This window comes from Amycolatopsis sp. NPDC049159 (assembly GCF_040648295.1).
In the GTDB taxonomy this organism is placed as follows: Bacteria; Actinomycetota; Actinomycetes; order Mycobacteriales; family Pseudonocardiaceae; genus Amycolatopsis; species Amycolatopsis pretoriensis_A.
Genome location: NZ_JBEZDL010000003.1, coordinates 338667 through 360616 on the forward strand (window position 1 = coordinate 338667; position 21950 = coordinate 360616).

A 21950-nucleotide genomic window follows, 5' to 3' on the forward strand; every position below is an offset into this window, starting at 1 on the left:
GAAACAACCCCAAGGGGATCTAGACGTGCTGGACGTCAACTTCTTCGATGAGCTCCGCATTGGTCTCGCCACTGCTGACGACATCCGTCAGTGGTCCTTCGGCGAGGTCAAGAAGCCGGAGACCATCAACTACCGGACGCTCAAGCCCGAAAAGGACGGCCTCTTCTGCGAGAAGATCTTCGGTCCGACCCGGGACTGGGAGTGCTACTGCGGCAAGTACAAGCGCGTCCGCTTCAAGGGCATCATCTGTGAGCGCTGCGGCGTCGAGGTGACCCGCGCCAAGGTGCGCCGCGAGCGGATGGGCCACATCGAGCTGGCCGCCCCGGTCACCCACATCTGGTACTTCAAGGGTGTTCCCTCCCGCCTGGGCTACCTGCTGGACCTGGCGCCGAAGGACCTCGAGAAGATCATCTACTTCGCTGCTTACGTCATCACGGGCGTGAACACGGAGCTGCGCCACAACGACCTGCCGACCCTCGAGAACGAGATCGGCGTCGAGCGCAAGAACCTCGAGACCAAGCGCGACGCGGACATCGAAGCCCGCGCGCAGAAGCTGGAAGCCGACCTGGCCGAGCTGGAGGCGGAGGGCGCCAAGTCCGACGTCCGCCGCAAGGTCAAGGAAGGCGGCGAGCGCGAGATGCGCCAGCTGCGTGACCGCGCCGGTCGCGAGCTGGACCGCCTCGAGGAGGTCTGGACGACCTTCACGAAGCTCGACACCCGCCAGCTGATCGCCGACGAGCTGCTCTACCGCGAGCTCGTCGACCGCTACGGCGAGTACTTCACCGGCGGCATGGGCGCGGAGGCCATCCAGAAGCTGGCCACCGAGTTCGACGTCGCCGCGGAAGCCGACAACCTGCGCGACACCATCCGCAACGGCAAGGGGCAGAAGAAGCTCCGCGCGCTGAAGCGGCTCAAGGTCGTCGCCGCGTTCCAGGCGACCGGCAACGACCCGCGCGGCATGGTGCTCGACGCCGTCCCGGTGATCCCGCCGGACCTGCGTCCGATGGTGCAGCTGGACGGTGGCCGCTTCGCGACCTCCGACCTGAACGACCTGTACCGCCGCGTGATCAACCGCAACAACCGCCTCAAGCGGCTGATCGACCTCGGCGCGCCCGAGATCATCGTCAACAACGAGAAGCGGATGCTGCAGGAGGCCGTCGACGCGCTGTTCGACAACGGCCGCCGCGGGCGTCCGGTCACCGGCCCGGGCAACCGGCCGCTGAAGTCGCTGTCCGACCTCCTCAAGGGCAAGCAGGGCCGGTTCCGCCAGAACCTGCTCGGCAAGCGCGTCGACTACTCGGGCCGTTCGGTCATCATCGTCGGCCCGCAGCTGAAGCTGCACCAGTGCGGTCTGCCGAAGGACATGGCGCTCGAGCTGTTCAAGCCGTTCGTCATGAAGCGGCTGGTCGACCTGAACCACGCGCAGAACATCAAGTCCGCCAAGCGGATGGTGGAGCGCTCGCGGCCGCAGGTGTGGGACGTGCTGGAAGAGGTCATCACCGGCCACCCGGTGATGCTGAACCGCGCGCCGACGCTGCACCGCCTCGGCATCCAGGCCTTCGAGCCGCAGCTGGTCGAGGGCAAGGCCATCCAGCTGCACCCGCTGGTCTGCGAAGCGTTCAACGCGGACTTCGACGGTGACCAGATGGCGGTGCACCTGCCGCTGTCGGCCGAGGCGCAGGCCGAGGCCCGGATCCTGATGCTGTCGGCGAACAACATCCTCTCGCCGGCGTCGGGCCGTCCGCTCGCCATGCCGCGACTGGACATGGTGACGGGCCTGTTCCACCTGACCCGCCTCAACGAGCAGGCCGAGGGCGCGGGCAACGCGTACTCGTCGACGGCCGAGGCCATCATGGCCTTCGACCGCAAGGCACTGGGCCTGCACGCCCCGGTCAAGATCCGCATCACCGACCGTCAGCCGGCGAAGGCCGACGAAGCGGCGCTCGCGGAGAAGGGCTGGGAGCCGGGCAAGGCGTGGCTGGCCGAGACGACCCTGGGTCGCGTGCTGTTCAACGAGCTGCTGCCGGCGGACTACCCGTTCATCAACGAGCCGATGCCGAAGAAGCGTCAGGCCGCGATCGTGAACGACCTCGCCGAGCGGTACTCGATGACCCAGGTCGCGCAGACCCTGGACCGGCTGAAGGACGCCGGTTTCTACTGGGCGACCCGGTCGGGCGTCACCATCGCCATCTCGGACGTGCTCACCCCGGTGGGCAAGGCCGCCATCCTCGACGAGTACGAGGGCAAGGCCTCCCAGGTGGAGAAGCGCTACCAGCGTGGTCAGCTGTCGCACACCGAGCGCAACAACGAGCTCGTCAAGGTGTGGACGCAGGCCACCGAAGAGGTCCACAAGATCATGGAGACGGCGCTGCCGGACGACAACCCGATCGCGGTGATCGTGAAGTCGGGCGCGGCGGGCAACATGACGCAGGTCCGATCGCTGGCCGGCATGCGTGGCCTGGTGTCGAACCCGAAGGGTGAGTACATCCCGCGTCCGATCAAGGCCAACTTCCGTGAAGGCCTGTCGGTGGCGGAGTACTTCATCGCGACGCACGGTGCCCGGAAGGGCCTGGCGGACACGGCGCTGCGGACCGCCGACTCGGGTTACCTGACCCGGCGTCTGGTGGACGTCTCGCAGGACGTCATCGTCCGCGAGACCGACTGCGGCACCACCCGCGGCATCATGATGCCGATCGGCGAGGACATCGGCGACGGCAAGGTCCTGCGCGACCAGCACGTCGAGACCTCCGTGTACGCGCGGAACCTCGCGACGGACGCGGTGGACGCCAAGGGCAACGTCGTGCTGAACGCCGGCGACGACATCGGCGACCCGGCCATCGACAAGCTGCTCTCCAGCGGCATCTCGAAGGTCAAGGTCCGCTCGGTGCTGACCTGCGAGTCGGTCGTCGGCATCTGCGCGACCTGCTACGGCCGCTCGATGGCGACCGGTCTGCTCGTCGACGTCGGCGAGGCCGTGGGTATCGTCGCGGCCCAGTCGATCGGTGAGCCGGGTACGCAGCTGACGATGCGTACGTTCCACCAGGGTGGTGTCGCCGGTGACGACATCACGACCGGTCTGCCCCGTGTGCAGGAGCTCTTCGAAGCTCGTGTCCCGAAGGGCAAGGCGCCGATCGCCGACGTCGATGGCCGCGTGCGCATCGAAGAGAGCGAGCGGTTCTGGAAGATCACGCTGATCCCGGACGACGGCGGCGAAGAGATCGTCTTCGACAAGCTGTCCAAGCGTCAGCGGCTCGCGAACACCCCGAACGGCCCGCTGGGCGACGGCGACCACGTCAACGTCGGCCAGCAGCTGCTCGAGGGCACGCCGGACCCGCACGAGGTCCTGCGGGTCATGGGGCCGCGCGAGGCGCAGATGCACCTGACGGACGAGGTCCAGAAGGTGTACCGGGCGCAGGGTGTGTCGATCCACGACAAGCACATCGAGGTCATCGTGCGGCAGATGCTGCGCCGTGTGACGATCATCGACTCCGGTGCCACGGACTTCCTCCCGGGCGAGCTGCCCGAGCGGACCAAGTTCGAGGCGACGAACCGGGCCGCGGTCGCCGAGGGCGGCGAGCCGGCTTCGGGCCGTCCGGTGCTGATGGGCATCACGAAGGCGTCGCTCACCACGGACTCGTGGCTGTCGGCGGCGTCGTTCCAGGAGACCACGCGCGTCCTGACCGACGCGGCCATCAACGGCCGCTCGGACCGGCTCGTGGGCCTCAAGGAGAACGTGATCATCGGTAAGCTGATCCCGGCCGGTACGGGCATCAACAAGTACCGCAACATCCAGGTGCAGCCGACGGAAGAGGCCCGGGTCGCGGCGTACGCGATCCCGTCCTACGACGACGGCTACTACACCCCGGACGTGTTCGGTACGGGCACCGGTGCCGCGGTCCCGCTGGACGACTACGACTTCGGCCGCGACTTCCGCTGAAGCTGAGTCACGGGAAAGGCCCTCGCCGGGTTTCCGGCGGGGGCCTTTCCCGTTCCCGGGTCACCGGGGTCGAGGTCGTCCTCGTTTCCGGCCGGGACTGCCCGGTCACCGGTGAGCTGACCACCGACGTGAAGGGGCACTTCGGCTGTACTCCTGCCGCCTGCACGGGCGCCGAGGCACTCGGGCTCGGCGCGCCGGCACTGATCGCCTTGGTGCTCGGCGGCGCTCTGGTGCCCGGCGCCGGCCGGCGGCGGAACGCGGCCCGACGGAATCGGAGGCCTCCGGCGGATCGGGGCCTCCGCGGTCAGCACGGGGCGTGGCGGGTCACCGGGAAGTCGAAGTACGTGTCCGGGAACGGCTCGTCGTTCAGCGTGAAGTGCCACCACTCCTCGGGCAGGTTCCGGAATCCCGCCGCGGCCATCGTGCTCCGGAGCAGGTCGCGGTTCTCCCGTGCGACCCCGGTGATCGCCGGGTTGTCCGTGTGCGCCAACGGGTCGAAGCAGTCGTAACCGGTGCCCATGTCGACCGTGTTGTCCGGGAAGCGCTGGTCCCGCGGGGCGAAGCACGGCTCGAGCCGCTCGCCCGGGACGTACGGCCGCTGGAACCGCGGCGGGAGCCGGACGAGCGTCAGGTCCATCGTGCTGCCGCGGCTGTGCCCGGACTTCTCCGCGATGTACCCCTCGGCGAACAGCCGGTCCTTCGCGACGTCCCGGTAGAACTCGGCCTTCATCTTCTCGTCCGCGAGGTCCTTCGCCCACCGCACGAAGTGGTCGACCGCGCGCTGCGGGCGGTAGCAGTCGTAGACCTTCAGCGTGTAGCCCCGCTTCCGCAGCCGCTGCTGGGCCTTCCGCAGCCCGTCGGCGGCTTGGCGGGTCAGGAGGCAGCTGGGGGCGAGGTAGCCGTCGACGCGCCGGCCGACGAAGTTGTGCGGTGTCGCGTAGCGGATGTCCTGCAGGATCGAAGGGGCGACGTCGGAGAGCGCGACGAAGCCGGGTGACGTGGCCTGCGCCGCGGTGGGGACGGCGAGGGCCGTGGCGGCGGCGAGGGTGACGGCGGCGAGCGCCCGGAAGATCGGCATCCCTCTCCTTTAGCACCTCGATGCCGGACATTCAGCCGCCTTTCGGGCAGCACTTCGGGATCCGTAACGGCTGGTAGCCGCGCCGTTGTCGGCAAATCTCTCGTCCCCGGCGGCGCGGCCGGCTGGCGAAGATGGGCCGTGGCTGACTCTGTGCCCTTCACGGACAACTTCTCGGACCTCTCGAACACGCAGGGGTACCAGTTCGAGTTCCGCTGTGAACGCTGCGGCAACGGTTTCCGTTCCGCCTTCCAGCGCGACAACATGGAAACCGGGCGAAGCGTGCTTCGCACGGTCGGCTCGTTCTTCGGCGGCACGCTGCGGGACTTGAGCAACTCGGCCGACCAGTGGCGCTACGACCGCGCGACCAACTCCCCGGCGAAGGACCGCGCGCTGGCCGCGGCGGTCAAGGAGATCACCCCGAGCTTCCGCCAGTGCCGCGGCTGCGGCGACTGGATGTGCCAGGACCAGTGCTGGAACGAGGAGATCGGCCAGTGCCTGCGCTGCTCGCCGAGCGTCGCGGAGGAGATCTCGCGCGCCCAGGCGTCGGCCCAGCGCGACCAGATCTGGGACAAGGCCCGCGAGAAGGACTGGACGTCCGGCCTCGACCTCGACACCCGCGCCAAGGTTTCGTGCCCCGGCTGCGGCCTGAAGGCCGACGGCGGCAAGTTCTGTTCCTCCTGCGGCACTTCCCTGGCCCTGAAGGTCGGCTGCGGCGGCTGCGGCAGCGAGACCAACAAGCCGGGAGCGCTGTTCTGCTCGGACTGCGGCGCCAAACTCTGACCGGAGTTCCCGGCTTTTCATAACGAATCCATAACTCACAGCCCCGGCGTTCAGGCGCCGGGGCTGCGCCATTGTGACCAACTGTGACGCACCCGGTTGGCCTAGACTTCCTGCTCACCCGTTCGATGTAGCGACGCCTGTCAACTCGGCCCACTTCGTGGGAGATTCACCCGATTGGGTCGGTTCTCATTCTTTGATCACGGCTGGACGCTTCGCCCGCTTGGCGCGAACATCCCGTCCAGGTCTGCTGACGTCAGCTTTCCGTTGTGTCCCAACGGTTTTCGTCCGTGAGAAAGAACTGGGAGAACCATGCGATCAACTCCGTTGCGTCCTGGGCGATGGCGAAAGGTGGTGACCGGCGCCGCCGCGCTCGCTCTCGCGGCCGGCGCGGTCACCTACACCGGCTCGGCCACCGGCGCCTACGCCGATGTCCAGACCGTCACCGACGCCAAGACGGCGGCCGACGGCAAGCAGTACTGGGTGCAGAACCACCTGGTCACCAAGGACCTCGCCGCCCAAGCGCGCTCGGCGGGTGGCACGCCCAAGAAGTGGCTGCTCGTCTGGGCCGGTGACGAGAACATCGCCGACACGCTCGTCAAGGACGTCAAGAACCTGCCGGGCACGCTCGGCGGCGGGCTCACCAAGCTCAAGAACGCCTTGCCCGGCCCGGACTTCCTCGCCGTGATCGACGCGACGCAGGGTTCGCCGACCTACGGCAAGGTCGTCAACACCGCCACCGTCGGGCCGCTCGTCGAGAACGAGCCGCACCACATGCAGTACGTGTGGCACCGGGGCGACACCGTCTACGCCGGCGCGCTGTTCGCCGCCGCGACGTACGCCTTCGACGTCAGCGCGTTGCCGCAGCTGAAGCTCAAGGGCGTCAGCCTGCCGACGAACACCCTCGGCGGCAGCGTTCCGGACGCCTACTGGGTGCTCAAGGACGGCACCGCGTACGGCACGTACATGGGCGGCCCGGTCGTGCCCGGCCCGCACTCCTACGCCGACGGCTCCACGCAGGTCGGCAACGGCTTCGCGGGCAGCCCCGGCGAAGTCGTCCACTTCGGGAAGAACGCCGAAGTGCTTTCCGAGTCGCCGGCCGCGACCCCGCAGGGCGACAACCAGAAGCTCTGCGACAACCTGCCGCAGCTGGGCAAGCCGACCTGCGCCAACCCGCACGGCATCCAGGCCCGCGAGGACCTGAACACGCTCGTCACGTCCGACTACGCCGAGCCGCGCAACATCATCCTCGACCCGGTGAAGCAGCCGTCGCCGTACCTGCGGCGGCCGACCGTGCGGACGTGGGACATCTCCGACCGCAACCACCCGAAGCTGAAGTCGGTGTCGTACCTGGCCGACGGGCCGCGCGCCGATCCGGCCGACCCGCTGCACGCCGAGAGCCGCGCGGTCATGGAGACCACCGTGACCAACCTGCCGGGTCACAAGGGCGCGTTCGCCCAGACCATGCAGGGCGGCGCGGTGTTCTACACGCCGGACATCACCGCGGCCGAGCCGCACTGGATCGAGGTGTTCGACGACGGCGCCGCGAACAAGTCCATCTACGCCACCAACGACTCCAACGGCGCCAGCTCCAACGGCGGCTGGATCCAGACGAGCCCGGACGACAAGTACCTCTACCGCGCGATCGTCGGGCGGCAGAAGGGCACCCTCTCGGCCGACGACCCCGGCACCACCGGCGGCGTCTACGTCCTCGACATCCAGAAGCTGGTCGACGCCGGTGACCGGATCGAGGACATCCAGGGCCGGGTCGACACCAAGGCGAAGGCGCAGCAGGGCGGGGGCGGCGACCTGCCGACCGTCGTCGGCGCGGCCCCGATCAACCCCGGTACGCCGGGGGCGGGCCCGCACTGGGGCGCCTACGACAACTGGGCGCTCGGCAGCGACGGCTTCTACCGCGAAACCACGTCGCCGCAGCACCTCGCGGTGTCGAACTACTTCGTCGCACGGTCCGGTTTGGACGGTGACCACAAGGTCAACCTGCTGAACCTCGGGCCGGACGGGAAGGTCGCGGTCGACCCGAACTTCCGGGACGAGTTCACCGGGCAGGTCGGCATCAACTTCAACCGCAAGTCGTGGCCGCACGGGGACTTCGGCAACGCCAAGCCGCACTCCGAGCTGTTCGTGGTCGCGGACGCCGACATCAGGTAACGCGGTCGTGAGTGGTTAGGGCGGTTCTGGCCGCCCTAGCCACTCGCGACAACTCGCACCGAGGAGTCTTGATGGAACACGACCACACTGCGCCGTCAGGTTCGTCCACTGTGGACGTACTGGCGCTGGTGCTGCGGCTGGCCCTGTTGCTGGCCACGGCGTTCCTCGCCGGCGGCGGCCTGCTGCGGGCGCCGGGGCAGCGGCCGCGGCACACGCTCTACGTCCTCGGCGGGGTCTCGGCGCTGCTCGCCGTGGTGTCGGCCTTCGCCGTCGACGTCAACGTGGTCGCGCTGGCGATCCACGTCGTGCTCGCGGTGGCGGTGCCGGTCTTCCCGCGGGCCACTCGCTGGACGTCGGCCGCGCTGCTGGTGCTCGTCGTGCTGGAGACCTCGCTCGGCGGCACCGGCGTCGAGTTCGCGATCGACACGGTGTTCGTCGCCGCGGCGGCCGTGTGGTTCGGCTTCGCGCTGCTCGGGCCGGTGACGACGGCGGCCGTCCGGCCCGGGCCCCTCGCGCTCACCCTCGGCGGCCTGCTCGTCCTGGCCGGCGCGGTCCGGTTCGGGCTGTCCGGCCTCGGCTTCGACCGGCGGCTCTACAGCACGCTCTTCGGGCTCGCGGTGGTCGCCGTCGTGGTGCTGCCGGTCGTGGTGAGCGTGCTCGCCGGGGTCTTCAAAGGCCGCGCTTACCGCTTCGGCGCGGCGGCGGTCGCGCTCGGGTTCCTCGCCTGGAGCGCGCTCGGCGCGATCCCGGCACCCCCGCCGCTGCCCGTGCCGGGCGTGCCGCTGCTCGCCGACGACGCCGGGTTCCCGGTGCTGGTCAGCCCGCAGCGGCCGGGGCGCAACGTCGTCCACTTCCCGCCGAGCGCGGGAAACGACCTGTCCGTGGGGGCTGGTGGGCTGGTCACGAAGGCCGTCGCGCGGCCCGGCGCCGAGGGCACGTGGGCCGACGTCGACTTGCCGCCCGGCCGCAGCGACCTGGAGATCCGCCACGGCGGCACGACGACGGTCGTCGAGGTCGACACCGGGACCGCGCCCGGCCCGGCGATCACCGACGCGGACGCGCCGGAGTGCGCGTCGGCCGCGCTCGGCGGCCTGGTCGCCGGCCGCGCCGACGTGCTGGGTGCCTGCCCGGCCGACGCGCTGACGCCGGCGGACGGGGGAGCGCTGGTCAAGCTGGTCGAGTTCCTCGCCGGGCGCAAGCCGTCCGCGCTCACCCTGGTCGAGGACGACTCCCCGCGGGGGATCGCGGCCGCGAAGCTGGTGCGCGAAACCGCGGCGCGCACCGGACTCGCCGTGCGGCCGGATGCCGGGCCCGACACCGCGCTGGTCGTCGTCTCCGGCTGGGCCGCCGGCTACACGGCGATGACGCGGGCCGCCGAGCTGCAACGCCTCGAACCCACCCACCAGTACGGGCTGTACCTGGCGCCGTGGCTGCTGAACGGGCCGATCGTCAACGCCGTCGCGAGCGCGTCGCTGCCGCTGCGGTTCGACCCGCGGGAGGCGACCGCGGTCGGGTACGCCGTGGCGGTCGGCAACCGCTTCGGCGGCGAAAGCCCGACCCTCGGCGGCTTCCGGAACTGGCTCGGCGCCGGCGGTGCCGCCGCGGGCGACGTCCAGATCTTCGCCGCCGCCCAGGTCAACGCCATGCCGATGTACCCCACCGAACCCCACGCCACCGGAATGGTGATGGACCGCGACTACGCGGGCCAGTGGGTCCCCGACGGAACCATCGTGCCGATCACGTCGGTTCTCCGCTGAAATCCCTTGGTAGGAAAGGAAAAATATGAAGCGTCTTGCTGCCCGCGTGCTGCTGCCGCTCGTCGCGGCGACGGCGTTCACGGGCCTGGCCGCGGGGGTCGCCAGTGCCGACCCGACCGACGGTTCCGTCTGGCTCGTGCCCGGCGTCGACCTGGGCAGCGTGCTCGGGCCGCTCGGCCAGCCGGTCGACCTGCTCGCGCCCGTCTTCGACCTGATCACCGCTGTTTCCTGAAAGGCAGAGAACCCGTGAAGAAGACCCTCGCTCGCGCGGCCGGTGCCGCCGTCCTCGCCGGTGCCGCCCTGTTCACCGCGGCCGGTCCGGCGCTCGCGGCCGACGCCCCCGGTGTCGTCGTGGTCGACGAGCCGGACACCAGCGGCCTGAACAACATCTGGACGTTCGCCCCGCTCGGCGTCCCGGTGCTCGGCCTCATCCAGTCGATCAACGGTGTGCCGGGCAAGCTCCTGCCCTCCTTCTGACCCGACTGCGGCCCCTCTTGCCGGAGGGGTCGCCCTCTTTCCCTGGGGAGTCCCCATGAACCGGCAGCTGATCGGCAGGCTCGGCATCGCGGTGATCGCCATCGCGGCGGTGACCGCGGGCATCTTCGTCCTCGGCGACGACGGCTCGTCCCCACCGGCTCCAGCGGTCGCCGTGGTGGGGGAGCCGTCGCTGTCGTCGGTCCCGCCGCGCACGATCATGGCGACGGCGACGTACACCTCGACCCCGCCGGCGCTGTCGGGCCACCAAGTGACCTACGAGCTGACCGGCACCGGCACGGCGACGGTCGTCTACGACTCGAACGGCCTCGGCCTGGTCCACCAGGAGCTCGCGGTTCCCCTGCCGTGGCGCAAAGAGTTCTCCTGGGCGGCGCCTGGGTCGATCCAGCTGCTCGGGCAGGGGAGCGGCGTGGTCGAATGCCGCGTCTCGGTCGGCGGCCGGGTGGTCAAGACGCAGAAGTCGGCGCCCGGCGAGGTCGCTGCCTGCGTCAGCTGAGCGCCTTCGCGAACCAGTGCTCGGCGAACTGCCCGTCGTTGAAGGGCTCGACCTCGTCGTAGCCGATCTTCGCGTAGAGCGCGCGGGCTTCGACGAGGTCGTGGCGGGTGTCCAGGCGCATGAGCGCCGAGCCGAACCCGCGCGCGGCCTCCTCGGCGGCTGCCACCAGCGCGGGGCCGCCGCCGGTGCCGCGGTGGGCGGGCTTGATGAAGACCTTCGTCAGCTCGGAGATCCCGGGCTCGACGACGCGCGTCCCGGCGCACCCCGCGACTTCGCCGTCGCGCCTGCCGACGAAGAACGCCCCGGCGGGCGGCACCAGATCGGTGCCGGGCTCCTCGGCGACGTAGTGCGTGAGCTCGGCTTCGGTGATCGGGCGGCCGTAGTAGCGCGAAGCGACTTCGTCCATGTACTCGCGCATGATCGCGACGGCGTCCGGGTGGGCCACGTCGGTCCGGATGATCGTCCAGTTCACGTACCCATCCTGGGGACGCTGTCCAGCGAATTGGCCCGTACCCCGGCACCATGGGGACATGACGACTGTCACGAAGCGCCTCACGGTGGTGGCCGTCCTCCTGATCACCGTGGGGGCGATCCTGCTTTCGGTCGGCGCGATCGGTTTCCGGGCGACGTCCGACCAGCCCGACGCCAACATCGGCGCCGGGTTCGCCCTGCTGGCCGGCCCTTACGTCGTGGGGCTGGGCCTGGTGTTCGCGCTGTCGGCGGGCCTGACGCACCTCACGACGCGTCGCCGCTGACGCTCCACAGCACGGCGGGCAGCGCGTCCGCCAGTTCGCCGAGGTAGTCGGCCTCGGCCACGATGTTCGCCCGGGTCGCGCAGCCCTGGCCCCAGGTCCGCGCCGAGCCGTGTTCGACGACGACGTCCCGCCCGGCGAAACGCGGGTTCGCGGCCAGCCACCGGGTCAGCTCGCCCTCGAGCCGCGGGTCCGACGGCACCGACAGGCCCTTCCCCCCGGTGATCCGCAGCTCGGGGGAGACCGGGACCCGCACCTGCGTGACGTGGATGTCGCGGAAGTACGTGTGGTCGTCGAAGTGCCGGTACGGCTCCTGGGCGTCGACGGCGATCACCGGCCGGTCGCGGTGCCGGAACTCGACCCACTTCGTGTGGGTGCTCCCGGCCAGCGGCCGGCCGCTCGGGTGGCGCACGCCGAAGGTCGGGACCGCCCGCGCGTCGCTGGGGACGCCGCTGTCGAAGGTGCCGCCGCGCTCGGCCGCGAAGGCCTTGAACCAGTGCTCCTTGCGGCTCTCGACGAACTTCGTGCGCGACCGCCACCAGAGGGCCGCCACCACCGCGAACACCGCCACGATCAGGACGACCGCCACCACGCCTGCCATCAGAAGTCCAGGTCCTCGCGCGTCTCGTCGTCGGATTGGGTCCGGCCGGTCTCGCCGTGGTCGCTCGCCTTCTTGGCGTTCTTGACGTGGCTGTTGAGCTTGCCGAGGTGGTCGTTCAGCGTCTTGGCCGGGTTGTCGCCGGGGTTGGCCGGGTTGAACCCGAAGACGCCCTTGGCCGCGGCTTCGCCGCCCTTCTTCGCGATCTCGGACAGCGCGTTCTCGCCGGCCCGCTTGCCGATCATGCCTTCGGCGCCCTTGAGCTTGTCGACCATGCTCTTGCCCGCGTTGCCTTCGGCGATCTCCGCGAGCTTCTCCGCGGTCTTGCCGTCGGCGAACACCTTGCCCAGCTTCGTGGCGGCCAGCTTGGCCTTCATCTTCTGCAGCCACTCGAGGATCTTCTGCAGCAGCTCGCGGACCTTCGAGACCTTCTTCGTCGTCTTCGCGGCGGTCGTGCCGAGCTTGACCTCCGACGCCGTGCCCGCGGTGGCCACCGACGCCCCGCAGGTGGGCACCGCGGCCGCGAGCGCCGGGATCCAGATCATGATCAGCCAGGTGACCAGCTCGGTGAGGATCGCCTTGATCAGGTCCTCGACGAAGCTCATCAGCATGCTGCTCAGCTGCAGCATCTGCGCCATGTCGCCGGACTTCGCGGAGACGCCGCCGATGCCGTGGGCGAACTCGCCGAGCGACCTTCGCGCCGCGTCGCCGGCGTCGCCCTTCCAGCCCGCCAGCGACGTGTCGGCGACCGCGGCGAAGTTCTTCGCCAGCTCGTCCAGCCCGGTGGCGATGGCGCCGAAGTTGCCGGCCGCGGTGGCGAGCGCGGGCCCGTCGCCGCTGACGAAGTGGATCGCGTCCTGGATCGGCTGGACCGCGCTGATCAGGAAGTTCAGCCCCTGCCCGACGAGCCAGCCGAGCGGGTCGGTGGCGATGTCGGTGACGGTGCTCGCGCTGGACTGGATGAACGACGTCGTGTCGGTCGCGATCGAGGCCACCCCGAGCGCGATGTCGACACCGTCGGGGTGGGGCGCGGTGACCGCCTGGTACACGGAGACGACGTCCTTGCCGGCGGTCACGGCACCGCCCACGAACGGCGTCGCCTTGACCGCGTTGTCGACGTTCACCCCCAGCACGGTGCCCGGGTCGTCGCTCTTCACGCTGACGCCGCTCGCGACGTCCTGGAACTCCGCCATCGTCGTGGCCCCCTCAGGGCTTCTTCGGGCCGTCGAGCAGGACCTCGACCTGCCCGAAGAAGGCCTTGTGGTCGTCTTCGGTGCCCTGGTAGACGTTCGCCGCGTCGGTGAACTTGCCCTGCGCCGAGGTCAGGCCCTCGGCCATCGAGGCCAGCAGGTCGCGCAGCTCCCGCAGCGTTTCGTCGTACCCGTGCTTGGTGAACAGGCCGACCACGCCCCACGACTTGTCGCCGACGTCGGACTGCCCGACCTTCTCGGTGAACTTCGCGCCCTGGTCCTTGTACTGGCCGAGCACGCCGACGTACTTGTGCAGCGCGTCGACCTCGACCTGGTAGCCGCCGGTCCCGTCGGGCATCAGTCCTCCTCGTCGAACAGGTTCCGCAGGAACGACTCGCCCGCGGTCCCGCCGCTCGCCGGCGGTGCCGGTGGCGGCGGGGCGTCGCCGGCCTGGCGCAGCACCCGCTCCTCGGAGAAGTCCTCCGGTGCGGACGGCCGCTCCCGCGACGGCGTCCCTTCCGCCAGCTTCGACCGCATTTCTTCGACGGTGGTTCCGAACGCCTCGGCCTGCGTCTCCAGGACCTGGTCGACCAGGCCGAGCTCGTCGCCGAGGTGCTCCTGGACGAGCACCGCCTGCCGCCGGGCCGCTTCGCCGACGGCTTCCCGCAGCGTCGTCATCAGGGCCGCGGACAGCGCCTGCGGCCCCTTCGCCAGCGCGGCGTCGGTGAACTTGACGTCCAGGACCGCACCACCCGGCCCGGTGACGACGGTCACCCCGCCGTCCGGCGACGACGCGCTCGCCTGGAGTTCCGACAGCTCCTGCTGCATCGCGCCGAGACCGGCGAACCGGTCGTCGACGTCCCGGATGCTCGACTGGAACCGCTCGAACTCGGTCACCAGTCGGTCGAACTCGGCCGCCATGCCCTCGTCCCTCCGATCGCCTGTCCACTCATCGTGGCCCTTCGGTGGCGGTGTGACGCACGGAACGGCCGATCCGATCCCACTGCGTCACCCGGTCGGGTAGTGGGTAGGTTTCCGGCCGCAAGGGGAAGCAGGGATGAACGCTAGGAGTGTGTGATGACCAGCACCGAAGGGGCCGGCCGGCCCGACGAGGAGCCGAAGTCGACCGGGAGCCACGCGGCACCCGAGGGGGCGGGGGTGCACCCGCTGATCGACCTCTCGCGGGACCCGAACCCGGGCAAGCCGGACCACGCGAAGCCCGACGAAGACTGACGCACCGCGCGCCCGGACCGAGCCGCCCGCGGTGCCGTGAACGACTCGTTCACCTCGTCCGGCGACGTGAACGGGTCGTTCACGTCGCCGGACGAAGGGCGAGCTCCGGGCTCCGGTCGCGGAGTGGTCCGGGCAGCGACCGCCGAGGGGGGCGGTTCGCGGCCCGGCCGCGGCTGACGTGCGGCCCTGCTGCCCGTGCATCGCCGGGAACCGGGAGCGGCACGACCGCCGGCGCCCGCGTCGTGGCCGGGGCCGGAGCGCCGCGGGAGGGGGGAGCGCCCGTCCGCGCGGCCCCTGGAACATCCCGGGGGTCACCCGCGTTGAGAACACTGTCGGCGGGAGAAGCGCGGGCCGGGAAGTGCGGCCGCCGCACCGGGGTGACCGGACTCCGGAACATCCCCCGGCCGGGCGGTGCCGAGAGGTAGGCTGAACGTTCGCCGACCTTCAGACCCCCCGCCGCGCTCCGTCCGGATCCGGGCGGGTATCTTTGGAGACCGTGCCCGGCATGCGTCGGGCCGCTCCGCGTGCCGTGCGGCATGGGCGGGGTGCTCAGGCACCCGGTCACCGGCTTCGGCAGGTCGGGGTTCCGACGGAAATCCCTCCGGGAAGTTACCGGTCGTCAGACCGTGACGCGGGCCGACACGCCCGACCGCGGGGGCCGGTGAAGACACGAAGAAGCAGATCACGACAGGAAGCTGGTCCATTGCCCACGATCCAGCAGCTGGTCCGCAAGGGCCGCCAGGACAAGGCTGCCAAGCAGAAGACCGCGGCCCTCAAGGGGAGCCCGCAGCGGCGCGGCGTGTGCACCCGCGTGTACACGACCACCCCCAAGAAGCCGAACTCGGCGCTGCGCAAGGTCGCGCGTGTGAAGCTGACCAGCGGCATCGAGGTCACCGCCTACATCCCCGGTGAGGGCCACAACCTGCAGGAGCACTCGATGGTGCTCGTGCGCGGTGGTCGTGTGAAGGACCTTCCGGGTGTCCGTTACAAGATCATCCGCGGTTCGCTCGACACGCAGGGTGTCAAGAACCGCAAGCAGGCGCGCAGCCGGTACGGCGCGAAGAAGGAGAAGAGCTAATGCCCCGCAAGGGTCCGGCCCCGAAGCGGCCGCTGATCTCCGACCCCGTCTACGCCTCCCCGCTGGTCACCCAGCTGGTGAACAAGGTGCTGAAGGACGGGAAGCGGTCCCTGGCCGAGCGCATCGTCTACGGCGCGCTCGAAGGCGCTCGCGAGAAGACGGGCACCGACCCCGTCGTCACGCTGAAGCGCGCCCTCGACAACGTGAAGCCCACCATCGAGGTGAAGAGCCGCCGCGTCGGTGGCGCCACCTACCAGGTGCCGATCGAGGTCAAGCCGGGCCGCTCCACCACCCTGGCGCTGCGCTGGCTGGTCTCCTTCTCGCAGGCTCGCCGCGAGAAGACGATGATCGAGCGCCTGCAGAACGAGCTCCTGGACGCTTCCAACGGCCTCGGTGCCTCCGTGAAGCGTCGCGAGGACACGCACAAGATGGCCGAGTCCAACCGGGCCTTCGCGCACTACCGCTGGTAAGTAGTTCGGCATCGCCGCCCGTCTTCTGGGCCAGCCATGCCGGGCCCCAAGCTTGAGAACAGGGGAACACTCTCGTGGCACGTGAAGTGCTGACCGACCTGAACAAGGTCCGCAACATCGGCATCATGGCCCACATCGACGCCGGCAAGACGACCACCACCGAGCGGATCCTGTTCTACACCGGGGTCAACTACAAGATCGGTGAAGTCCACGACGGCGCCGCCACCATGGACTGGATGGAGGAGGAGCAGAAGCGGGGCATCACCATCACCTCGGCTGCGACCACCACCTTCTGGGACGACCACCAGATCAACATCATCGACACCCCGGGCCACGTCGACTTCACCGTCGAGGTGGAGCGCAACCTCCGGGTGCTCGACGGTGCGGTCGCCGTCTTCGACGGCAAGGAAGGCGTCGAGCCGCAGTCCGAGCAGGTCTGGCGGCAGGCGGACAAGTACGACGTCCCGCGCATCTGCTTCGTCAACAAGATGGACAAGCTCGGTGCGGACTTCTACTACACCGTGAAGACCATCGTCGAGCGCCTCGGTGTCCGGCCGCTGGTCATCCAGCTGCCGATCGGCGCCGAGAACGACTTCGAAGGCGTCGTCGACCTGGTCCGCATGAAGGCGCTGACCTGGCGCGGCGAGGTCCAGAAGGGCGAGGACTACTCCGTCGAGGAGATCCCCGCCGAGCTGGCCGAGCTGGCCGCGGAGTACCGCGAGAAGCTCGTCGAGACCGTCGCCGAGGCGGACGACGCGCTGATGGAGAAGTTCCTCGAGGGTGAGGAGCTCACGGAAGCCGAGATCAAGTCCGGCATCCGCAAGCTCACCATCAGCAGCCAGGTCTTCCCGGTGCTGGCCGGTTCCGCGTTCAAGAACAAGGGCGTGCAGCCCATGCTCGACGCGGTCATCGACTACCTGCCGACCCCGCTGGACGTCCCGGCCGTCGAGGGCCTGCTGCCCGACGGCGAGACCGTGGCGTCCCGCAAGGCGTCGGTCGACGAGCCGTTCGCCGCGCTCGCGTTCAAGATCGCCGCGCACCCATTCTTCGGCAAGCTGACCTACATCCGGGTCTACTCGGGCAAGGTCGCCGCCGGGGCGCAGGTCGTCAACGCGACCAAGGAGCGCAAGGAGCGCATCGGGAAGATCTTCCAGATGCACTCCAACAAGGAGAACCCGGTCGACGACGCCCAGGTCGGCCACATCTACGCGGTCATCGGGCTGAAGGACACCACCACGGGTGACACCCTGGCGGACCCGCAGAACCCGATCGTGCTGGAGTCGATGACGTTCCCCGAGCCGGTCATCCGGGTCGCGATCGAACCGAAGACGAAGGCCGACCAGGAGAAGCTGTCCCTGGCGATCCAGAAGCTGGCCGAAGAGGACCCGACGTTCCAGGTCAAGCTGGACGAGGACACCGGCCAGACGATCATCGCGGGCATGGGCGAGCTGCACCTCGAGGTGCTGGTGAACCGGATGAAGTCCGACTACAAGGTCGAGGCGAACATCGGCAAGCCGCAGGTCGCCTACCGTGAGACGATCAAGAAGACGGTCGACAAGCTCGACTACGTCCATAAGAAGCAGACCGGTGGTTCCGGCCAGTTCGCGAAGGTCATCGTGAAGCTGGAGCCGCTCGAGCGCACCGACGGCGCGCTCTACGAGTTCGACAACAAGGTGTCCGGTGGCCGCGTGCCGCGGGAGTACATCCCCTCGGTCGACGCCGGCGCCCAGGACGCGATGCAGTACGGCGTCCTGGCCGGCTACCCGCTCGTCGGGTTGAAGTTCACCCTGTTGGACGGTGCCTACCACGAGGTCGACTCTTCGGAGATGGCGTTCAAGATCGCCGGTTCCATGGCGATGAAGGAAGCCGCGAAGAAGGCCCAACCCGTGATCCTGGAGCCGATGATGGCGGTCGAGGTGACCACGCCCGAGGACTACATGGGTGACGTCATCGGTGACCTCAACTCCCGTCGTGGTCAGATCCAGGCCATGGAGGAGCGGGCGGGTATCCGCGTCGTGAAGGCGCTGGTCCCGCTGTCGGAGATGTTCGGCTACGTCGGTGACCTCCGGTCCCGCACCCAGGGCCGGGCGAACTACTCCATGTTGTTCGACTCCTACGCCGAGGTTCCCGCGAACGTCGCGAAGGAAATCATCGCGAAGGCGACGGGGGAGTAACTCCTCCCCCCAGCGCTCGCGGGCATTAAGGGACTCTCCTGAACGTCCGCAGCACCGACGAAGGAACATTCAGCGGGCGGCAGCCACGCCGCCCGCTGAGCACGAAGCAAATCAGTCCAGGAGGACATTCCAGTGGCGAAGGCGAAATTCGAGCGGACCAAGCCGCACGTCAACATCGGCACCATCGGCCACGTTGACCACGGCAAGACGACTCTGACCGCGGCGATCACCAAGGTGCTGCACGACAAGTACCCGGAGCTGAACGAGTCGCGGGCGTTCGACCAGATCGACAACGCGCCGGAAGAGAAGCAGCGCGGCATCACGATCAACATCTCGCACGTCGAGTACCAGACCGAGAAGCGTCACTACGCGCACGTCGACGCTCCCGGTCACGCGGACTACATCAAGAACATGATCACCGGTGCGGCGCAGATGGACGGCGCGATCCTCGTGGTCGCGGCGACCGACGGCCCGATGCCGCAGACGCGTGAGCACGTGCTGCTCGCCCGTCAGGTCGGCGTGCCCTACATCGTGGTCGCGCTGAACAAGGCCGACATGGTCGACGACGAGGAGATCCTGGAGCTCGTCGAGCTCGAGGTCCGCGAGCTGCTGTCCTCGCAGGAGTTCCCCGGCGACGACGCCCCGGTCGTGCGCGTGTCCGGTCTCAAGGCCCTCGAGGGCGACGAGAAGTGGGCCGACGCCGTTCTCGAGCTGATGAGCGCGGTCGACAACAACGTGCCGGACCCGGTGCGCGAGCTCGACAAGCCGTTCCTGATGCCGATCGAAGACGTCTTCACCATCACCGGTCGTGGCACCGTGGTGACCGGTCGCGTCGAGCGCGGCCAGATCAACGTCAACGAAGAGGTCGAGATCGTGGGTATCCGCGAGAAGTCGACCAAGACCACCGTCACCGGTGTCGAGATGTTCCGCAAGCTGCTCGACTCGGGCCAGGCGGGCGACAACGTCGGCCTCCTCGTCCGCGGCATCAAGCGCGAGGACGTCGAGCGCGGCCAGGTCGTCGTGAAGCCGGGTACCACCACCCCGCACACCGACTTCGAGGGCCGGGTCTACATCCTGTCGAAGGACGAGGGTGGCCGTCACACCCCGTTCTTCAACAACTACCGCCCGCAGTTCTACTTCCGCACCACCGACGTGACCGGCGTCGTGACCCTCCCCGAGGGCACCGAGATGGTCATGCCGGGCGACAACACCGACATCACGGTCGCGCTGATCCAGCCGGTCGCGATGGACGAGGGTCTGCGCTTCGCCATCCGCGAGGGTGGCCGGACCGTCGGCGCGGGCCAGGTCACCAAGATCAACAAGTGATTCGACGCCCCGGCCGGGGGTAATACACCCCCGGCTCAGGGGCGTCAAATCACGTGTGCGACACTATTCGGGTTGCTCGTCCTGGGGCGGCCGATCCACGTCGGAGTTTTCTCCACGAGGGTCCGGCCGCCCTGGCGCGAGTGGCCACGGTCCGCCGAGCCTCTTCCTTCGGGTAGGCGAGCGGGCAAAGGCGGTGAGACGGCGTTCTTGCAAAAGAGCAGCCGGCTCATAGCCTCCTCACGTTGAGGAAGACCAGGCAAGACGACGATCCCGCGGGATCCGTCTGTGCGTCGGGCGCGACACGCCCGACCGCGTGGACCGGGGACAGGGCCGTTGAACTGCGGAAACCCAGCCAGGGTGGCGACATCCGGGCGGGGTTTGTGAGATAGCGGCACGAGACGACAAGGAACGAGCAGCCACCATGGCGGGACAGAAGATCCGCATCCGGCTCAAGGCCTACGACCACGAGGCGATCGACACCTCGGCGCGCAAGATCGTGGAGACGGTCACGCGCACCGGCGCCCGTGTTGTCGGGCCGGTGCCGCTGCCCACCGAGAAGAACGTTTACTGCGTCATCCGCTCGCCGCACAAGTACAAGGACTCGCGCGAGCACTTCGAGATGCGCACGCACAAGCGTCTGATCGACATCCTCGACCCGACGCCGAAGACGGTCGACGCGCTCATGCGCATCGACCTGCCGGCGAGCGTCGACGTCAACATCCAGTAGTAGCGGCGGGCGAGCGGCGGAGAGTAAGAGACTCATGTCTGACAGGCAGATGAAGGGCATCCTGGGCACCAAGCTCGGCATGACCCAGGTCTTCGACGAACAGAACCGGGTTGTCCCGGTCACCGTCGTGAAGGCCGGTCCGAACGTGGTCACCCAGGTTCGGACGCAGGACAAGGACGGCTACGGGGCCGTGCAGCTGGCGTTCGGCGCGGTCGACCCGCGCAAGGTGAACAAGCCGCGCACCGGCCACTTCGACAAGGCGGGCGTGACGCCGCGCCGGTTCCTCGCCGAGCTGCGCACCACGGACGCCGAGACCTACGAGGTCGGCCAGGAGATCACCGCCGAGGTGTTCGCTGCCGGCGTCGAGGTCGACGTGACCGGGACCAGCAAGGGCAAGGGCTACGCGGGCGTCATGAAGCGCCACGGTTTCAAGGGCCAGGGCGCGAGCCACGGTGCCCAGGCCGTGCACCGCAAGCCGGGTTCGATCGGTGGCTGCGCCACCCCCGGCCGCGTCTTCAAGGGCCTGCGCATGGCAGGCCGGATGGGCAACGACCGGGTCACCACGCAGAACCTGACCGTGCACGCCGTGCGTGCCGAGGACGGCCTGCTGCTGATCAAGGGCGCCGTGCCCGGTCCCAAGGGCGGCCTGCTGTTCGTGCGCAGCGCCGCGAAGGGTGGTAACTCCGAATGACAAGCGTCGAGCTGAAGACCCCGGCCGGTAAAGCCGACGGCACCGTGGACCTCCCCGAGGAGATCTTCGACGTGCAGGCCAATGTCGCGCTGATGCACCAGGTGGTGGTGGCCCAGCAGGCCGCCGCGCGCCAGGGCACGCACGACACGAAGACCCGTGGTGAGGTCTCCGGTGGCGGCAAGAAGCCGTACCGGCAGAAGGGCACCGGCCGTGCCCGCCAGGGTTCGACCCGCGCGCCGCAGTTCGTCGGCGGTGGCGTCGTCCACGGCCCCACGCCGCGTGACTACTCCCAGCGCACCCCGAAGAAGATGAAGGCCGCCGCTCTGCGTGGCGCTCTCTCCGACCGGGCCCGCGCCGGCCAGCTGCACGTCGTGACCGAACTGGTGACCGGCGAGAAGCCGAACACCAAGGCCGCCAAGTCCGCTCTCGCCGCCGTCACGGCCGCGAAGCGCGTGCTCGTGGTGCTGCACCGGGACGACGAGCTGAGCTGGGTTTCGCTGCGGAACCTGCCCGAGGTGCACATCCTCTGGGCCGACCAGCTCAACACCTACGACGTGCTGGTCAACGACGACGTCGTGTTCACCAAGGCCGCGTACGACGTGTTCGTCGCCGGCCCCGCCCGCGGCAAGACCGTCAAGGCTTCCGCGCGGTCGGGCGAGGTCACGGAAGGGAGTGACGAGAAGTGAGTTCGGTCGCCATTCCGGACCCCCGCGACATCCTGCTCGCGCCGGTCATCTCCGAGAAGTCCTACGGGCTGCTCGAGGACCACAAGTACACGTTCATCGTCCGCCCGGACGCCAACAAGACCCAGATCAAGATCGCGGTCGAGAAGGTGTTCGGCGTCAAGGTGGTCAGCGTCAACACGGCCAACCGTCAGGGCAAGCGGAAGCGGACTCGCGCGGGCTTCGGCAAGCGCAAGGACACCAAGCGCGCCATCGTGACTCTTTCGCCCGAGAGCAAGGCGATCGAGATCTTCGGCGGACCCACCGCGTAAAGGACTGA

At 69.1% G+C, this 21950-nt stretch carries 23 protein-coding genes; 17 read left to right on the forward strand and 6 right to left on the reverse strand.

Annotated elements, in window-relative coordinates:
- Positions 1 to 25: 25 nt before the first annotated feature.
- Entirely contained in the window at positions 26 to 3937 is a 3912-nt protein-coding gene (locus tag AB0B33_RS07810) for a DNA-directed RNA polymerase subunit beta' (RefSeq protein WP_360768176.1), read from the forward strand.
- A 304-nt stretch (positions 3938 to 4241) separates the two neighbouring features.
- Here the strand turns inward: AB0B33_RS07810 and AB0B33_RS07815 are convergent, their stop codons facing one another.
- Entirely contained in the window at positions 4242 to 5015 is a 774-nt protein-coding gene (locus AB0B33_RS07815) for a M15 family metallopeptidase (RefSeq protein ID WP_360768178.1), read from the reverse strand.
- Positions 5016 to 5153: 138 nt separating this feature from the next.
- Here AB0B33_RS07815 and AB0B33_RS07820 point away from each other — a divergent pair, with 138 nt between their 5' ends.
- From AB0B33_RS07820 to AB0B33_RS07845, 6 genes are all read left to right on the forward strand, one after another.
- The gene (locus tag AB0B33_RS07820) at positions 5154 to 5795 is read left to right on the forward strand and encodes a zinc ribbon domain-containing protein (protein WP_360768181.1); all 642 of its coding nucleotides are present in this window, start codon (positions 5154 to 5156) and stop codon (positions 5793 to 5795) included.
- A 309-nt stretch (positions 5796 to 6104) separates the two neighbouring features.
- The gene (locus AB0B33_RS07825; RefSeq protein ID WP_360768184.1) at positions 6105 to 7961 is read left to right on the forward strand and encodes a hypothetical protein; all 1857 of its coding nucleotides are present in this window, start codon (positions 6105 to 6107) and stop codon (positions 7959 to 7961) included.
- A gap of 71 nt (positions 7962 to 8032) precedes the next feature.
- The gene (locus AB0B33_RS07830) at positions 8033 to 9718 is read left to right on the forward strand and encodes a hypothetical protein (RefSeq protein ID WP_360768187.1); all 1686 of its coding nucleotides are present in this window, start codon (positions 8033 to 8035) and stop codon (positions 9716 to 9718) included.
- A 25-nt stretch (positions 9719 to 9743) separates the two neighbouring features.
- Positions 9744 to 9950, forward strand: a complete 207-nt coding sequence (locus AB0B33_RS07835; RefSeq protein ID WP_360768190.1) for a hypothetical protein — start codon at positions 9744 to 9746, stop codon at positions 9948 to 9950.
- A gap of 14 nt (positions 9951 to 9964) precedes the next feature.
- On the forward strand, positions 9965 to 10195 hold the full coding sequence (locus AB0B33_RS07840; RefSeq protein WP_360768192.1) for a hypothetical protein: 231 nt from the start codon (positions 9965 to 9967) through the stop codon (positions 10193 to 10195).
- Positions 10196 to 10250: 55 nt separating this feature from the next.
- Complete coding sequence (locus tag AB0B33_RS07845; RefSeq protein WP_360768194.1) at positions 10251 to 10709, forward strand: hypothetical protein; 459 nt, start codon at positions 10251 to 10253, stop codon at positions 10707 to 10709.
- Here AB0B33_RS07845 and AB0B33_RS07850 read toward each other — a convergent pair.
- A complete protein-coding gene (locus AB0B33_RS07850) occupies positions 10702 to 11181 on the reverse strand; it encodes a GNAT family N-acetyltransferase (protein WP_360768197.1) in 480 nt (159 codons plus the stop codon). The two genes, AB0B33_RS07845 and AB0B33_RS07850, sit on opposite strands and share 8 nt — an antisense overlap.
- 58 nt (positions 11182 to 11239) lie before the next feature.
- Here AB0B33_RS07850 and AB0B33_RS07855 point away from each other — a divergent pair, with 58 nt between their 5' ends.
- Positions 11240 to 11464 (forward strand): hypothetical protein, encoded by a 225-nt coding sequence (locus tag AB0B33_RS07855; RefSeq protein WP_247015107.1) that lies wholly within the window; start codon positions 11240 to 11242, stop codon positions 11462 to 11464.
- Here the strand turns inward: AB0B33_RS07855 and AB0B33_RS07860 are convergent.
- Genes AB0B33_RS07860 through AB0B33_RS07875 form a run of 4 tightly spaced genes read right to left on the reverse strand, consistent with a single transcriptional unit; the run spans position 11445 to position 14170 of the window.
- The gene (locus AB0B33_RS07860) at positions 11445 to 12062 is read right to left on the reverse strand and encodes a hypothetical protein (protein ID WP_360768200.1); all 618 of its coding nucleotides are present in this window, start codon (positions 12060 to 12062) and stop codon (positions 11445 to 11447) included. The genes AB0B33_RS07855 and AB0B33_RS07860 overlap by 20 nt on opposite strands.
- Positions 12062 to 13252, reverse strand: a complete 1191-nt coding sequence (locus tag AB0B33_RS07865) for a hypothetical protein (RefSeq protein WP_360768203.1) — start codon at positions 13250 to 13252, stop codon at positions 12062 to 12064. The genes AB0B33_RS07860 and AB0B33_RS07865 overlap by 1 nt, the downstream gene beginning before the upstream one ends.
- A 13-nt stretch (positions 13253 to 13265) precedes the next feature.
- The gene (locus AB0B33_RS07870) at positions 13266 to 13607 is read right to left on the reverse strand and encodes a hypothetical protein (protein WP_247015101.1); all 342 of its coding nucleotides are present in this window, start codon (positions 13605 to 13607) and stop codon (positions 13266 to 13268) included.
- The gene (locus AB0B33_RS07875; protein ID WP_360768207.1) at positions 13607 to 14170 is read right to left on the reverse strand and encodes a YbaB/EbfC family nucleoid-associated protein; all 564 of its coding nucleotides are present in this window, start codon (positions 14168 to 14170) and stop codon (positions 13607 to 13609) included. The genes AB0B33_RS07870 and AB0B33_RS07875 overlap by 1 nt, the downstream gene beginning before the upstream one ends.
- A 156-nt stretch (positions 14171 to 14326) precedes the next feature.
- On the opposite strand from AB0B33_RS07875, the gene AB0B33_RS07880 reads away from it, so the two are divergent.
- The 9 genes from AB0B33_RS07880 to rplW all read left to right on the forward strand — a co-directional run bounded on the left by AB0B33_RS07880 (position 14327) and on the right by rplW (position 21942).
- Positions 14327 to 14482: a hypothetical protein gene (locus AB0B33_RS07880; protein ID WP_086857727.1), complete on the forward strand. Its 156-nt coding sequence runs from the start codon at positions 14327 to 14329 to the stop codon at positions 14480 to 14482.
- 703 nt (positions 14483 to 15185) lie between these two features.
- Positions 15186 to 15560 (forward strand): 30S ribosomal protein S12, encoded by a 375-nt coding sequence (rpsL, locus tag AB0B33_RS07885; RefSeq protein WP_003102113.1) that lies wholly within the window; start codon positions 15186 to 15188, stop codon positions 15558 to 15560.
- Positions 15560 to 16030 (forward strand): 30S ribosomal protein S7, encoded by a 471-nt coding sequence (gene rpsG / locus AB0B33_RS07890; protein ID WP_003102106.1) that lies wholly within the window; start codon positions 15560 to 15562, stop codon positions 16028 to 16030. Before rpsL ends, rpsG begins: the two co-directional genes overlap by 1 nt.
- A 74-nt stretch (positions 16031 to 16104) precedes the next feature.
- Positions 16105 to 18204 (forward strand): elongation factor G, encoded by a 2100-nt coding sequence (fusA, locus tag AB0B33_RS07895; RefSeq protein ID WP_247015097.1) that lies wholly within the window; start codon positions 16105 to 16107, stop codon positions 18202 to 18204.
- A 132-nt stretch (positions 18205 to 18336) separates the two neighbouring features.
- A complete protein-coding gene (gene tuf / locus AB0B33_RS07900; RefSeq protein ID WP_247015095.1) occupies positions 18337 to 19530 on the forward strand; it encodes an elongation factor Tu in 1194 nt (397 codons plus the stop codon).
- Between the two features lie 421 nt (positions 19531 to 19951).
- The gene (rpsJ, locus tag AB0B33_RS07905; protein WP_003102098.1) at positions 19952 to 20257 is read left to right on the forward strand and encodes a 30S ribosomal protein S10; all 306 of its coding nucleotides are present in this window, start codon (positions 19952 to 19954) and stop codon (positions 20255 to 20257) included.
- A 34-nt stretch (positions 20258 to 20291) separates the two neighbouring features.
- A complete protein-coding gene (rplC, locus tag AB0B33_RS07910) occupies positions 20292 to 20948 on the forward strand; it encodes a 50S ribosomal protein L3 (RefSeq protein WP_247015093.1) in 657 nt (218 codons plus the stop codon).
- Positions 20945 to 21634 (forward strand): 50S ribosomal protein L4, encoded by a 690-nt coding sequence (gene rplD, locus AB0B33_RS07915; protein ID WP_247015090.1) that lies wholly within the window; start codon positions 20945 to 20947, stop codon positions 21632 to 21634. Before rplC ends, rplD begins: the two co-directional genes overlap by 4 nt.
- Positions 21631 to 21942, forward strand: coding sequence for a 50S ribosomal protein L23 (gene rplW, locus AB0B33_RS07920; protein WP_003102087.1), 312 nt, complete (start codon positions 21631 to 21633; stop codon positions 21940 to 21942). The genes rplD and rplW overlap by 4 nt, the downstream gene beginning before the upstream one ends.
- Positions 21943 to 21950 lie beyond the last annotated feature (8 nt).